Source organism: Agrobacterium sp. SOY23, assembly GCF_027212525.1.
In the GTDB taxonomy this organism is placed as follows: Bacteria; Pseudomonadota; Alphaproteobacteria; order Rhizobiales; family Rhizobiaceae; genus Agrobacterium; species Agrobacterium tumefaciens_I.
In genome coordinates this window covers 455,240-469,455 of sequence record NZ_JAPWDT010000002.1, presented here as the reverse complement: position 1 = coordinate 469,455, position 14,216 = coordinate 455,240, and the positions used below count along the sequence as shown (strand labels likewise).

The following is a 14,216-nucleotide window of genomic DNA, read 5'->3' as shown; positions in this document are numbered from 1 at the left end:
TATTGCATTGACAGCCGTCGGGGATGCTACTTGCGGCTACTTCGCCTGGGCTATTTCCTCTGGTTTCCGGCAAAAGCCGCCGTCACACCAAGGCCGATATAGACGAAACCGCTGACCCAGCGTTCGGCTTTCAGATAAACGGGGCTGCGCTTCAGCCAGCTGCCGGCGGTGCCGGCCACAAGCGCATAGGTTCCATCCGTCAAAATGCCGATCACCGTGTAGAGAATCCCGAGGAAAGCGATCTGCATCGCCACATGGCCCCGGTCAACCTCGACGAACTGCGGCAGGAAGGCCAGAAAGAACAGCGCTGTCTTCGGATTGAGGAGGTTGACGATGAAGCCCTCGCGAAAGATGCGCATGCGGCTGCGCGTCGGCAAACCGCCCTCGACATCGGGAATGTCCGACGGGCCAAAAAGCTTCTTGAGACCAAGCCAGATCAGATAGGCCGCGCCGGCATATTTCACCACGCTGAAGGCGAGCGCGGACGAGGCGAGAAGCGCCGACAGTCCAACGGCGGCAGCGACGACATGAACAAGTGTCGCCGTATGGATGCCAAGGATCGAAACGAGGCCGGCGGAGCGGCCCTGCTCGACCGAACGCGCGAAAATATAAAGGACTGCTGGGCCGGGCACGAGAAGCAGCACCAGCGTGGCGCTGACGAACAGGCCGAGATTGGCCACACTGGGAATTACCAGATCCATGATTGTCTCCCTCCGTTTCCACCACTGTAGCGCTAATATCTGGCTGCGTTCAAGACGGATGGAAACCGCTTCCAAAAGCCACTGGCCGGCACTTGTGGGATGACACCCGGTCCGGCGTGACAGCAGGATCTTGCATGCAATCATTCAAGGCGAAGGTGTGACCTTTTTTCTCCGGCAGACCCTTCTTTGTCCCTCTTCCGTCCCGCCTCCGGCTCCTGGCCTGCGCCTTCCGCCCTCCCCGCAAGTCTGACGCAAGATTAGCCCCGTAGGTTCGGGCCATACGAGATGGAGAAGTCTATGCAACCGATTCAACTGTTCGATCTGGCATCCCGCCAAGCGGAATGGCTGAGCGTGAGGCAGGAAGTCGTGGCGACCAACATCGCCAACGCCAACACACCCAAGTTCCACGCCAAGGATGTAAGCCCTTTCGAAGCGGTCATGCAGGCCACCAGCCAGCAGATGGGCATGGCAAGGACCAACCCTGCCCACTTCGGCGAGAGCACGCTCAGCGACAATATCGCGGTGCGCGACAACCCGGTCAACAACGAGATCGGCATGCAGGAATCGGGCAATTCGGTCGCGCTTGCGGAAGAAATGACCAAGACCGGCGAGATCAAGCGGCAATATGACCTGAACGCCAATCTCGTCAAATCCTTCCATCGCATGATGCTGATGACGGTTAAGAGGTAAGCCATGGATCCCTTGAGTGCGGCGAGCAAGATCGCCGGCAGCGGCCTGGAAGTGCAGTCCACGCGCCTGCGCATCGTCTCCGAAAACATCGCCAACGCCAGATCGACCGGCGACACCCCCGGCGCCGACCCCTATCGCCGCAAGACAGTCACCTTCGGTTCCGAACTCGACCGCGTCAGCGGTGTCGAGCGCGTGACGGTGAAGAAGCTCGGTGTCGACCGCGGCGACTTCGTCAACGAATACGACCCCGGCAATCCGGCCGCCGATAGCAACGGCATGGTGAAGATGCCGAACGTCAACATCCTGATCGAAATGGCCGATATGCGCGAAGCCAATCGCAGCTACGATGCCAATCTTCAGGTCATCCGCCAGACACGCGACCTCGTCGCCTCCACCATCGACCTTCTGAAGGCTTCGCAATGATCGACGGCATCAAACAACTCAGCTCCCTTTCGCTCACGCGCGGCGCAAGCGGCATCTCCTCGCTGACGGAAAGCGTTTTCGGCAGCCAGCAGACAACGCCCGCCCAGCAGACGGGTGCAAGCTTCGCAAGCGTTCTCGGCAACGTATCGATCGATGCGATGAACAACCTGAAGAAGGCGGAAGTCGCCTCCTTTGAAGGCATTCAGGGCAAGGCGAACACGCGTGAAGTGGTCGATGCCGTGCTTTCGGCCGAGCAATCGCTGCAGACCGCCATCGCGCTGCGCGACAAGATCGTGTCGGCCTATCTCGACATTACCAAGATGCAGATCTAGCCCAGCAGGAATATTGACATGAGAGCTCTTGCCATCGCTGCCACCGGTATGGACGCCCAGCAGACCAATCTGGAAGTCATCGCCAACAACATCGCCAATATCAACACCACCGGCTACAAGCGCGCGCGTGCGGAGTTCACCGATCTTCTTTACCAGACCGAGCGCATGCAGGGTGTGCCGAACCGCGCCAACCAGGCCATCGTGCCGGAAGGCGCCAATATCGGCCTCGGCGTGCAGACGTCGGCCGTGCGCAACATCCACACCCAGGGCAACCTGATCGAGACCGGCAACAAGCTCGATGTCGCGATCATCGGACAGGGCTGGTTCCAGATCGAGGCGGCCGACGGTTCGACGCTCTACAGCCGCGCCGGCTCCTTCAACAAGAACGCCGACGGCAATCTGGTGACGATCGACGGTTACAACGTCATTCCGAACATCAATATCCCGACCGACGCGCAGGACATCACCGTCACCCGCACCGGCCAGGTAACGGCCCGTATCGGCAATGCCGCCGAATTCACCGAACTCGGTCAGCTCACCATCGCCAACTTCGCCAACGAGGCGGGTCTGAAGCCGCTTGGCGACAACCTCTTCGCCCAGACGCCGGCATCCGGCGATGCGGTGATCGGCGTGCCGGACGATCCGAGCTACGGCTACATCAAGCAGTCCTACCTTGAAGGCTCGAACGTCGACGCCGTCAAGGAAATCACCGACCTGATCACGGCGCAGCGCGCCTATGAGATGAATTCCAAGGTCATCACCACCGCTGACGAAATGGCGTCGATTGTCAGCAAGAACCTGAAGTAAGAACGGAAAGGCAGGCGAACATGAGGTTTGGCCGGAACAATAGCAGCAGCAGAACGGCGCTTGTCCGTATGTGCCTTGCGTCTGCCTTTTCACTGGGCGCCTTCGCGCCCGCTCTGGCTCAGGCGCCAATGGCGCTCGTTCCCGTGCGCACCATCTATCCGGGCGAGACCATCACGCCCGAACAGGTGAAGCCGGTGGAGGTGACCAATCCCAATATTTCCGCGGGTTATGCGAGCGATATCAGCGAAGTGGAAGGCATGATCTCCAAGCAGACCCTGCTTCCCGGCCGCACCATTCCCGTTGCCGCCTTGCGTGAACCATCGCTGGTGGTGCGCGGTACCAGCGTCAAACTTGTCTTCACCATCGGCAACATGACGCTGATGGCTTCGGGAACGCCGATGACCGATGGCTCGCTCGGCGAAATCGTGCGGGTGCGCAACATCGATTCCGGCGTCATCGTCAACGGCACGGTCATGAAGGATGGAACCATTCAGGTGATGGCGAAATGAGAGTGCTTCGTATCATAGCCGCGGCCATCCTGTTTTCGGCCCAGCCCTTCCTTTCCGTCCCGGCAGCCCATGCCGATACATCCCGTATCAAGGATATCGCGTCGCTGCAGGCGGGGCGTGACAACCAGCTGATCGGTTACGGTCTCGTCGTCGGCCTTCAGGGCACGGGCGACAGCCTGCGCTCCTCGCCGTTTACCGAGCAATCCATGCGCGCCATGCTGCAGAACCTCGGCATCACCACGCAGGGCGGCCAGTCCAACGCCAAGAATATCGCGGCCGTGATGGTGACGGCCAACCTGCCGCCATTTGCCAGCCCCGGCAGCCGTGTCGACGTGACGGTCAGCTCGCTGGGCGACGCTTCGTCACTGCGCGGCGGCAACCTCATCATGACCTCGCTTTCCGGCGCGGACGGGCAGATTTATGCGGTTGCGCAGGGCGCCCTCATCGTCAACGGCTTTTCGGCCCAGGGCGATGCCGCAACGCTGACGCAGGGCGTGACCACATCCGCCCGCGTGCCCAACGGCGCGATCATCGAGCGGGAGCTGCCGTCCAAGTTCAAGGATTCGGTCAATCTGGTCCTTCAGCTGCGCAACCCGGATTTTTCGACCGCCGTGCGCGTTGCCGATGTCGTCAACGCCTTTGCCCGCGCCCGTTATGGCGACCCGATCGCCGAACCGCGCGATTCGCAGGAAATCGCGGTGCAGAAACCCCGTGTCGCGGACCTCACCCGGTTGATGGCGGAGATAGAGAACCTGACGGTGGAAACGGATACGCCCGCCAAGGTCGTGATCAATGAGCGCACCGGCACGATCGTCATCGGCGCGGACGTACGCATCTCCCGCGTCGCCGTCAGCTACGGAACGCTGACCGTGCAGGTAACGGAATCGCCCCAGGTCATCCAGCCCGAGCCCTTCTCGCGCGGCCAGACGGCGGTGCAGCCGCAGACGGATATCATGGCATTGCAGGAAGGCAGCAAGGTCGCCATCGTCGAAGGGCCAGACCTTCGCACGCTGGTTGCCGGTCTCAACAGCATCGGGCTTAAGGCTGACGGCATCATCGCCATTCTGCAAGGCATCAAATCCGCCGGTGCCCTTCAGGCGGAGCTCGTGCTGCAATGATGGAACCTCAGATCAAAAATCCGCTCTCGAATGGCCTCGTTCGCTTCGCCGCCGTTGCCTCGCTGCTTTTCCTGCTGCCGGCTGCCGGCGCGGAAAGCCAACAGAACGTGGTTTCGGAACTCAGCACGCAGGACGAAATCCAGAAATTCTGCACCAACATCGCCGATGCGGCGCGCGACCAGCGTTATCTGATGCAGAAGCAGGAGCTTGAAAAGCTTCAGGCCGATGTCAACGAGCGTATTGCCGTGCTGGAAGACCGCAAGGCGGAATATGAGGACTGGCTGGCGCGCCGCGAGCACTTCCTCAACCAGGCGAAAAGCAATCTCGTCGACATCTACAAAACGATGAAGGCGGATGCCGCAGCACCCCAGCTCGAAAAGATGCATGTGGAAATCGCCGCCGCCATCATCATGCAGCTGCCACCGCGCCAATCGGGCCTCATTCTTAGCGAGATGGATGCACAGAAAGCGGCAACCGTCGCCGGCATCATGTCTCAGGCAACCGATAAAAACACTTCGAAGGATCCTTCATGAGCACGCGTCGTCTTCCGGCCCTCCTCCTGCCGCTTGCCCTGCTCGCCGGCTGCCAGAACAACCAGACCCTGAAGGAAATCGGCAACGCGCCCGCGATGAGCCCGATCGGCAGCGGCCTGCAATTCAGCCAGACCCCTCAGATGGGCATGTATCCCAAGCAGCCGAAACACATGGCCAGCGGCTATTCGCTGTGGAGCGACAGCCAGGGCGCGCTGTTCAAGGATCTGCGTGCGCTGAACATCGGCGACATCCTGACCGTTAATATCCAGATCAACGACAAGGCCGATTTCGACAACGAGACAGAGCGTAACCGCACCAATGCCAGCGGCCTGAACTGGAAGGCCAAGGCACAGATCTTCGGCTGGACGCCGGATGCGGATTCCAGCATCAAATACGGCTCCGACACCGACACCCAGGCCAAGGGCAAGACCAAGCGCTCCGAAAAGCTGACGCTGCTGGTGGCCGCCGTGGTGACCGGCATTCTCGAAAACGGCAACCTGATCATCAGCGGTTCGCAGGAAGTGCGCGTGAACCACGAAATCCGCATCCTCAACGTCGGCGGTATCGTCCGGCCGCAGGATGTCGATGCCCAGAACATGATCTCCTACGAGCGCATCGCCGAAGCGCGCATCTCCTATGGCGGTCGCGGACGTCTGACGGAAGTGCAGCAGCCTCCGGTCGGCCAGCAGGTCGTCGACCTGTTCTCGCCGCTCTGACGCCGATATGCGAAAGCGGGGCTGAGCCATGGAAAACGAACAGACCGAGGTCAAGAAAAAATCCTCCCCGCTGGTGATGACCATTGCGGGGGTCGCGATCCTCACCCTGCTCGGCGTGGGTGGCGGCTGGCTGGTGGGCGGCATGATCGCCCCCAGGATCGCCGGCGCCGAGGCGCATGCCACGGCTGCCGCAGGCGGCCATGGCGAACAGAAGGGCGAAGGCATCGAGAAAATCCAGGCCGAGGCGAACGGCATCGTCCAGCTCGACCCCATCACCACCAACCTCGCCTATCCCTCGACGAACTGGGTGCGGCTCGAAGTGGCGCTGATGTTCAAGGGGCCGGTCGAGGTCAGTCTGGCGGAGGAAATCCACCAGGACATCATGGCCTATGTGCGCACCGTTTCCCTTCAGCAGCTGGAAGGGCCGCGCGGCTTTCAATATCTTAAGGATGACATTCAGGAACGAGTTGACCTGCGCTCTCAAGGGCGCGTATCCAAGGTCATGTTCCGGACCTTTGTCATCGAATGATTCGATTTCTTGTAACCATCGCCGTCCTCCTCGCCTTGCCGGGCCTTGCCAATGCCCAGCAATTTCCGACCGATCTGTTCAATACGCAGATAGACGGTTCCGTCGCGGCATGGATCATCCGTACCTTCGGTCTTCTGACGGTTCTCTCCGTCGCGCCCGGCATCCTGATCATGGTCACGAGCTTTCCGCGCTTCGTGATCGCCTTCTCGATCCTGCGGTCGGGCATGGGACTGGCCTCGACCCCGTCCAACATGATCCTTCTGTCGATGGCGATGTTCATGACCTTCTACGTCATGTCGCCCACCTTCGACAAAGCCTGGACCGATGGCGTGCAGCCGCTGCTGCAGAACCAGATCAACGAACAGCAGGCCGTGCAGCGCATTGCCGAACCCTTCCGCACCTTCATGAACGCCAATACGCGTGACAAGGATCTGAAGCTGTTCGTGGACATCGCCCGCGAGCGCGGCCAGGAAGTGATGACCGACAATGTCGTCGACTACCGCGTGCTGGTTCCTGCCTTCATGCTCTCGGAAATCCGGCGCGGTTTCGAGATCGGTTTCCTCATCATCCTGCCGTTCCTGGTCATCGACCTCATCGTCGCCACCATCACCATGGCCATGGGCATGATGATGCTGCCACCCACCTCGATTTCACTGCCGTTCAAGATCCTGTTCTTCGTGCTGATTGACGGCTGGAACCTGCTTGTCGGCAGCCTCGTCAGATCGTTCAACTGACGGGCATTTGTGCCGGACTGACACTCGTTAACCCCGTTTTTTAACCCCGCGCGCCCAAGGCCGCGGGGTTTTCGCGTCTTAACGCTCTGGTTACCAGTTTTGCTAGCATGTGGATAACTATATTTTTCAGTCTTTAAGTAACTATTTTTAGAAATATTCAAGTAACCATAAGTAATTCATCACAAAACCAAACACTGAAATTAAGAATTGCGCAATTTTTCGCTGGGAAACTGCAATTCACACGCAGCGTGTTTGGTTTCCAGAACGTGATAATTCTGAACCGAGTGGCATGAAGCCGAAACGTTGTGTCCGGTAATACCAAGTCCGGAATGTCCCCACTCCAGTATCTCGTAAAAACAAGGGACACATTTATTATGGCAAGCATTCTCACCAACATTAACGCAATGTCCGCTCTTCAGACGCTGCGTTCGATCTCTTCCAGCATGGAAGATACGCAGAGCCGTATTTCGACCGGCCAGCGTGTAAGCACTGCTTCCGACAACGCCGCTTACTGGTCGATTGCGACCACCATGCGTTCGGACAATGCTGCTCTGTCTTCGGTACAGGACGCTATGGGCCTCGGCGCCGCAAAGGTCGACACCGCCTCTTCCGGTCTTGAATCCTCGATCAACGTCATCAAGGAAATCAAGAACAAGCTCATCACCGCCCAGGAATCGACGGCTGACAAGTCCAAGATCCAGGAAGAAATCACGCAGCTCCAGGACCAGCTGAAGTCCATCACCGACTCGGCTTCCTTCTCCGGTGAAAACTGGCTCAAGGGCGTTATCGGCAAAGCCGCGGCAACGGCCGGCGACCTCGCAACCGGCGTTTCCATCGACAAGCAGATCGTCGGTTCCTTCACCCGCAGCTCCGAGGGCAACGTCAAGGTTCAGTCCATCGACGTCACTCTGGACGGCTCGAACGTTCTCGTCGATGTCAGCGGCAACAAGCAGGGCATTCTCGATGCCGACGCACTGCGCGCCGACGTCGCAAAATGGAGCGACGGCACTTTCCGCACCGCAACGACCACGCTGGCCAACACTTTCGCGGAAGGCGCAAACGGCGTCTGGAGCGACGGCACGGACTTCTACAAGCAGGTCGGCGAAAACAAGTGGCTGCAGACAACCGACGCCACTGGCGCAACGCTTGACGCTGCCGTTCCTGCCGCACTGACGACGACCGCAGCCGTCTATGCTTCTGGCACCTCGGTTGTCAATCTGGACATCACCAAGATCGACACCATGAAGACCGCCTTCGGCCTGGGTGCGACAGCAACCAGCGAAGACGTTCTCGACCAGCTGATCTCGCATGTTGATGGCCAGCTCGAAGCAGCAACAAGCGCTGCCGCAAAGCTGGGTGCCGTATCTTCGCGACTGGACATGCAGCAAAACTTCGTTTCCAAGCTGTCCGACTCGCTCGAAAGCGGTATCGGCCGTCTCGTCGACGCCGACATGAACGAAGAATCCACCAAGCTGAAGGCTCTGCAGACGCAGCAGCAGCTGGCGATCCAGTCGCTCTCCATCGCAAACAGCGACTCGCAGAACATCCTGTCGCTCTTCCGTTAAGAGACGACGTCTCATAGCCCTTCGGGGCTGGGGGATCCAATATCGAGACCAGGTGCACGGGGGCTGACCGGGCATCTGGTACGATGGGAAACAAATGGTTGGAGGCTGAGCCGACCATACAGACAAAAGGCCGCATCTTTGAGAAAGGATGCGGCCTTATCTGTTTTTTAAGGTCTTTGCTGTATGCGCGCGCACGCGCGATGGTTGAAAAATTAAATCAAAAGATGTGCATTTTTACCCTCAGCTTAGGGCTTCATTAACCAAAGCGGGATTAGCTAAGGCCATCGAACGGTGAGCTAACCATTTAAAAATCAGCCGGTTAGCAGGCATGACGCTGTGCGCCGTTCCCGGTGAGACCGGAATGTCCCTTCTTTAATCAGCCATTCAAGGGGCACATCTATCATGACTAGCATTCTTACCAACATCGCGGCTATGTCTGCTCTCCAGACGCTGCGTTCCATCGGCCAGAACATGGAAGCCACTCAGGACCGCGTTTCCTCCGGCCTCCGCGTCGGCGAGGCTTCCGACAACGCCGCTTACTGGTCGATTGCGACCACCATGCGTTCCGACAACGGCGCTCTTTCCGCAGTTCAGGACGCTCTCGGCCTCGGCGCCGCAAAGGTTGACACCGCTTATGCCGGCCTCGAGTCCTCGATCGACGTCGTCAAGGAAATCAAGAACAAGCTGGTTGCTTCGCGCGAAGCAGGCGTAGACCGCGCCAAGATCCAGGAAGAAATCACGCAGCTTCAGGACCAGCTGAAGTCCATCACCGACTCGGCTTCCTTCTCCGGTGAAAACTGGCTCAAGGGCGTTATCGGCAAAGCCGCAGCAACGGCTGGCGACCTCGCAACCGGCGTTACCATCAACAAGCAGATCGTCGGTTCCTTCACCCGCAGCTCTGACGGCAACGTCAAGGTTCAGTCCATCGATATCGCTCTGGACGGTTCGAACGTTCTCGTCGATGTCAGCGGCAACAAGCAGGGCATTCTCGATGCCGACGCGCTGCGCGCCGACGTCGCAAAATGGAGCGACGGCACTTTCCGCACCGCAACGACCACGCTGGCCAACACTTTCTCGGAAGGCGCAAACGGCGTCTGGAGCGACGGCACGGACTTCTACAAGCAGGTCGGCGAAAACAAGTGGCTGCAGACAACCGACGCCACTGGCGCAACGCTTGACGCTGCCGTTCCTGCCGCACTGACGACGATCGCAACCGTCTATGCTTCTGGCACCTCGGTTGTCAGCCTGGACATCACCAAGCTCGACACCATGAAGACCGCCTTCGGCCTGGCTGCGACCGCAAGCAACGAAGACGTTCTCGACCAGCTGATCTCGCATGTTGATGGCCAGCTCGAAGCAGCAACAAGCTCAGCCGCAGGCCTGGGTGCTGTGTCCTCTCGCCTTAAGCTGCAGGAAAACTTCGTTTCCAAGCTGTCCGACTCGATCGACAGCGGTATCGGCCGCCTCGTCGACGCCGAGATGAACGAAGAATCCACCAAGCTGAAGGCTCTGCAGACGCAGCAGCAGCTGGCGATCCAGTCGCTCTCCATCGCAAACAGCGACTCGCAGAACATCCTGTCGCTCTTCCGTTAATCCGAAGAGACCGTTCAAGACTGAAAAGCCGCGCTCCCAGCGCGGCTTTTTCCGTTATTGTTAAGAAAAATTATCGTTCCTTAATTTTTCCCTTCATTGATTTAGGCTTTGTTAACCATTCGCCGCCTAAAACCCTGTCATCGAAACGATTGGTTAACCAAGACGAAAAAGAGGTTAACAGGCATCAAGCCGCGCGATCGTTCCCGGTGACAATCCGGAATGTCCCTTTTCATTTCAGCCAATCAAGGGGCAAATAATTATGACCAGCATTTTGACGAACGTCGCGGCAATGGCCGCCCTGCAGACCCTTCGCGCCATCGGCAGCAGCATGGAAGAAACGCAGTCGCGGGTCTCCTCCGGCCTGCGCGTCAAGACGGCCTCCGACAATGCCGCCTACTGGTCGATCGCGACCACCATGCGCTCTGACAATGGTGCGCTTTCCGCCGTACAGGACGCCCTCGGCCTCGGCGCCGCAAAGGTTGACACTGCCTATTCCGCCATGGAAACCACGGTCGATGTCGTCAAGGAAATCAGCAAGAAGCTGGTTGCGGCTCGCGAAGCCGGTGTCGACAAGGCAAAAATCCAGGAAGAAATCAGCCAGCTTCAGGATCAGCTGAAGAGCATCGGCGAATCCGCTTCCTTCTCCGGCGAGAACTGGCTGAAGGGCAAGATCAGCGACGCCACCGGCAATCTGACGCCGATCACCAAGCAGGTTGTAGGTTCCTTTATCCGCGATAGCGCAGGCAATGTCGCGGTCAAGACCATCGATATTCAGGTCGACAACAAGACCGCGCTTTTCGACACGACGACGGGTACGACGAAAAATGGCATTCTCGACAGTGCCGCTTATTATTCCGACACCGGCGCTCTGAAGCAGTTCACGATCACCACGACAACTGCCGGCGTATCCACAACCACACTTCATACCGCAAAGGTGTTTACCGAAGCCCAAATGCTGGCTTTCCCGTCGGGCACGACAACCACGGTTTCGACTGTGGATGCAACGACCGGTCTTGTTACCGTCGCTGCAGCAACAGCAACAGAAGATAACGGCACCTACTTCAAGATCGGTGAAAACTCCGCCGGTGAAGCCCTGTATGTCAAGGCAAACAACACTGCCCCCGCTGCCGGCACCACTGTAACCGCAATCGGTACGGGTGGCTCGTCCAACAACGAAATCTATCTCGAAACAGCTGCCGCCGATTCGCAGATGGCCCAGAAGCTCAACTATTCGCTGATCGACCTCGACATCACCAAACACCTCAGCGGACTGACGGATGCCAACGGTCAAGCGCTGACCGACAATGACGGCCTCGACAACATGATCCAGTTTGTTAACACCCAACTGGAATCGGTTATCAGCGCGAGCGCCGATCTCGGTTCCATCAAGATGCGCCTCGATCTGCAGGAAGACTTCATTTCGAAGTTGACCGACTCCATCGACAGCGGCATCGGCCGTCTCGTTGATGCGGACATGAATGAAGAATCCACAAGGCTCAAGGCTCTCCAGACGCAGCAGCAGCTGGCGATCCAGTCGCTCTCCATCGCCAATACCAGCTCCGAAAATATCCTGTCGCTATTCCGTCAGTAAGCGGCGCCCGATGGCTACGGGCGGTTTCGTCCCGCTCTGGCAGCAACAGAATATTCGGACAGGAAACCGCGCTTCGCAAGAGGCGCGGTTTTCCACATTTGCTGCCGTCGGCATGGTGCGCGCATGATCACGTCGCTGACCTTGCCCCGTTAAAATAATCCATTTTGAAGTAAGCTCTGTCCCATTGAGAGGACCAGAGAATGAAGCGTAACCGTTTCACGGACGAACAGATCATTGGCATTCTGAAGGAGCATGAGGCTGGCACGCCGGTCTCAGAGCTTTGCCGCAAGCACGGGGTCAGCGATGCCAGCATCTATAAATGGAAGGCGAAGTTCGGCGGCATGGATGTATCCGAAGCCAAGCGGCTGAAGACGCTTGAAGACGAGAACACCAAGCTGAAGCGGCTTTTGGCGGACGCGATGCTCGACAATGCTGCTTTGAAAGACCTTTTGGGAAAGAAGTGGTGACGCCCGCAGCAAGGCGGAAAGCTGTCGCGCATTTGATGGGTCACCACGAGATGAGCGAACGGCGGGCGTGTAAAGCCATCGGCTTTTGCCGAATGACGATCCGTTACGAAACCAGACGCATCGATGACTATGACCTTCGCGAGCGGATGAAGGCGCTGGCGCATGAACGCCGCCGCTTTGGATATCGGCGTCTTCATGTGCTGCTCAGGCGCGAGGGTCACCTTGTGAACCACAAGCGGCTCTTCCGGCTCTATCGGGAGGAGAAGCTGACCGTGCGCAAGCGCGGCGGCCGCAAGCGAGCGATAGGCACACGAGCACCGATGCTGATCCCGCTTGCCGCCAATGATCGCTGGTCGTTGGACTTCGTGTCGGATCAACTGACCGATGGTCGCAGGTTCCGGGTGCTGACGATCGTCGACGATTGCACCAGGGAGTGCCTGGCACTCGTCGCCGATACGTCTCTTTCCGGCCTGCGGGTTGCCCGTGAGCTGGACCGGATTATCGAGGGACGAGGCAGGCCGAAGATGATCGTCAGTGACAATGGCAGCGAGTTCACCAGCAACGCGATCCTGCAATGGGCGGATCGGGCCAAGGTGGAATGGCACTACATCGCGCCTGGCAAGCCGATCCAAAACGCCTTCATCGAAAGCTTCAATGGGCGGCTACGAGACGAATTCCTGAATGAAACGCTCTTCTCGTCACTGCCCCATGCCCGATCGGCACTTTCAAACTGGCGCAGCGATTACAACGATCATCGACCGCATTCCGGCCTCGGCTGGCTGACACCGGCCGAGTTCGCTCAGACCATCAACCCGCGACGTGATGCGGTGCTGCGCAGCCGGAATGGCTCCGCACCGCAACCCGCCGCTACCGCCCTAAATACAGCAACCCAAAACCGCTGGAGCAAACTCAAAACTGGATAAAACTTGGGGGCAAGGTCACAAGAGCTGCCGTTTCCGCGCGAAAGGCAGTATTTACTCAGTCATTTTTGTGATGAAGGTGGCGATGAGATTACACATGATTTCTTAAATACCGGACTGTAGCGCCGATTAAGCTATTCAAGGTTTCTACGCCGGAGGCCGTGTTGAACACATGGTCCATGGCGGCCTCCCAGACAATGTTCTCTCCAGCATGAGCTGCGGCGAATTTTTTCGCGGTCCCGCGAGGTATTGCGTCATCAAGGGTGCCCTCTGCAATAAAAGCGGGGCCGACGTACCGGGATAGTTCAGGCACGGGAGCAAAACTTGCAACCTCCAAGAAGAATTGTGGTCCAAGGGTGATGGATGCTCCCCAAGGCAACGTCAATTTCGTTGGCCCCTTGCTGTCCAGACCTCGCAAATAGGCATCTTGACCGATCAAGCCGGGGAAAGAAATATGGGGTTCTCCCACAGCGGCCCACAGTGCCACCCCTGATGGGCGATTGGTTCGGCCCGCAGCCGCCGCCGCGACCAGTCCGCCTTGGCTCCAACCAAGTAAGACAATCTTGCCATTTCCCAGACTCGGTTGAGCGGCGATGAAATCCATGGCGGCCAAGCAGTCGTCAATCTGTGTTGAGTAGCTCATCTCTTCGGTGGAACCATCACTGTCGCCCGAGCCGCGAAAGTCAATTCGCAGGGAAGAGTGGCCCAGATCAGCCAACGCGGCGGCAACGTATTCAAAAATCCCGATACCGAGTGATGGAATCACAAGTTCATTCCGCGTGCCTGCAAATCCATGGAGCAGCAAAAACGTCGGGTTTTCAGAGGCTTTAGCATGACGTATGGTTCCCATAATCGTCTGCCCGCCAGATTTGAATGAAACAGTTTTCTCTGACGTCATCACGTTTATCTCTCGGTATTCTTGCACGGAATCGACGAGAAGATACCGCAACTCGGCAAAATATGGCGCACTTGATTTCTTGTCTAAGAC

At 58.3% G+C, this 14,216-nt stretch carries 15 protein-coding genes and 1 pseudogene; 14 read left to right on the top strand and 2 right to left on the bottom strand.

Going from position 1 to position 14,216, the window contains the following annotated elements:
• Positions 1 to 50: 50 nt before the first annotated feature.
• Complete coding sequence (locus O3S81_RS07495; protein ID WP_269341979.1) at positions 51 to 701, bottom strand: LysE family translocator; 651 nt, start codon at positions 699 to 701, stop codon at positions 51 to 53.
• A gap of 297 nt (positions 702 to 998) precedes the next feature.
• On the opposite strand from O3S81_RS07495, the gene flgB reads away from it, so the two are divergent.
• The 14 genes and pseudogenes from flgB to O3S81_RS07425 all read left to right on the top strand — a co-directional run bounded on the left by flgB (position 999) and on the right by O3S81_RS07425 (position 13,231).
• Positions 999 to 1,391 carry a flagellar basal body rod protein FlgB gene (gene flgB / locus O3S81_RS07490; RefSeq protein ID WP_269341978.1) on the top strand — a complete coding sequence of 131 codons (393 nt, stop codon included), beginning with the start codon at positions 999 to 1,001 and terminating at the stop codon, positions 1,389 to 1,391.
• 3 nt (positions 1,392 to 1,394) lie between these two features.
• Positions 1,395 to 1,814 (top strand): flagellar basal body rod protein FlgC, encoded by a 420-nt coding sequence (gene flgC, locus O3S81_RS07485; protein ID WP_003503422.1) that lies wholly within the window; start codon positions 1,395 to 1,397, stop codon positions 1,812 to 1,814.
• Positions 1,811 to 2,146 (top strand): flagellar hook-basal body complex protein FliE, encoded by a 336-nt coding sequence (locus O3S81_RS07480; protein ID WP_269341976.1) that lies wholly within the window; start codon positions 1,811 to 1,813, stop codon positions 2,144 to 2,146. Before flgC ends, O3S81_RS07480 begins: the two co-directional genes overlap by 4 nt.
• 18 nt (positions 2,147 to 2,164) lie before the next feature.
• The gene (flgG, locus tag O3S81_RS07475) at positions 2,165 to 2,953 is read left to right on the top strand and encodes a flagellar basal-body rod protein FlgG (RefSeq protein WP_269341974.1); all 789 of its coding nucleotides are present in this window, start codon (positions 2,165 to 2,167) and stop codon (positions 2,951 to 2,953) included.
• A 20-nt stretch (positions 2,954 to 2,973) separates the two neighbouring features.
• Positions 2,974 to 3,462, top strand: coding sequence for a flagellar basal body P-ring formation chaperone FlgA (gene flgA / locus O3S81_RS07470; RefSeq protein WP_269341973.1), 489 nt, complete (start codon positions 2,974 to 2,976; stop codon positions 3,460 to 3,462).
• Between the two features lie 62 nt (positions 3,463 to 3,524).
• A pseudogene (locus O3S81_RS07465) lies at positions 3,525 to 4,580 on the top strand (flagellar basal body P-ring protein FlgI); the annotation flags it as partial.
• A complete protein-coding gene (locus O3S81_RS07460; RefSeq protein ID WP_269341969.1) occupies positions 4,577 to 5,113 on the top strand; it encodes a MotE family protein in 537 nt (178 codons plus the stop codon). The pseudogene O3S81_RS07465 and the gene O3S81_RS07460, both read left to right, overlap by 4 nt.
• Entirely contained in the window at positions 5,110 to 5,829 is a 720-nt protein-coding gene (gene flgH, locus O3S81_RS07455; RefSeq protein WP_269341967.1) for a flagellar basal body L-ring protein FlgH, read from the top strand. Before O3S81_RS07460 ends, flgH begins: the two co-directional genes overlap by 4 nt.
• 28 nt (positions 5,830 to 5,857) lie before the next feature.
• Entirely contained in the window at positions 5,858 to 6,358 is a 501-nt protein-coding gene (locus O3S81_RS07450) for a flagellar basal body-associated FliL family protein (protein ID WP_269341965.1), read from the top strand.
• Positions 6,355 to 7,092 carry a flagellar type III secretion system pore protein FliP gene (fliP, locus tag O3S81_RS07445; RefSeq protein WP_269341963.1) on the top strand — a complete coding sequence of 246 codons (738 nt, stop codon included), beginning with the start codon at positions 6,355 to 6,357 and terminating at the stop codon, positions 7,090 to 7,092. Before O3S81_RS07450 ends, fliP begins: the two co-directional genes overlap by 4 nt.
• Positions 7,093 to 7,466: 374 nt before the next feature.
• Positions 7,467 to 8,657, top strand: coding sequence for a flagellin N-terminal helical domain-containing protein (locus O3S81_RS07440; protein WP_269341961.1), 1,191 nt, complete (start codon positions 7,467 to 7,469; stop codon positions 8,655 to 8,657).
• A gap of 402 nt (positions 8,658 to 9,059) precedes the next feature.
• Positions 9,060 to 10,250, top strand: a complete 1,191-nt coding sequence (locus O3S81_RS07435; RefSeq protein WP_269341960.1) for a flagellin N-terminal helical domain-containing protein — start codon at positions 9,060 to 9,062, stop codon at positions 10,248 to 10,250.
• Positions 10,251 to 10,509: 259 nt separating this feature from the next.
• Positions 10,510 to 11,841: a flagellin N-terminal helical domain-containing protein gene (locus O3S81_RS07430; RefSeq protein ID WP_269341959.1), complete on the top strand. Its 1,332-nt coding sequence runs from the start codon at positions 10,510 to 10,512 to the stop codon at positions 11,839 to 11,841.
• A 200-nt stretch (positions 11,842 to 12,041) separates the two neighbouring features.
• Positions 12,042 to 13,231, top strand: a protein-coding gene (locus tag O3S81_RS07425; protein WP_269341957.1) for an IS3 family transposase whose coding sequence is annotated in 2 segments (ribosomal slippage) — positions 12,042 to 12,291 and positions 12,291 to 13,231 — 1,191 coding nt in all. Because the reading frame shifts where the segments join, the coding sequence is not laid out codon by codon here.
• 88 nt (positions 13,232 to 13,319) lie between these two features.
• Here O3S81_RS07425 and O3S81_RS07420 read toward each other — a convergent pair.
• Positions 13,320 to 14,126, bottom strand: a complete 807-nt coding sequence (locus O3S81_RS07420) for an alpha/beta hydrolase (RefSeq protein ID WP_269341955.1) — start codon at positions 14,124 to 14,126, stop codon at positions 13,320 to 13,322.
• Between the last annotated feature and the right edge of the window lie 90 nt (positions 14,127 to 14,216).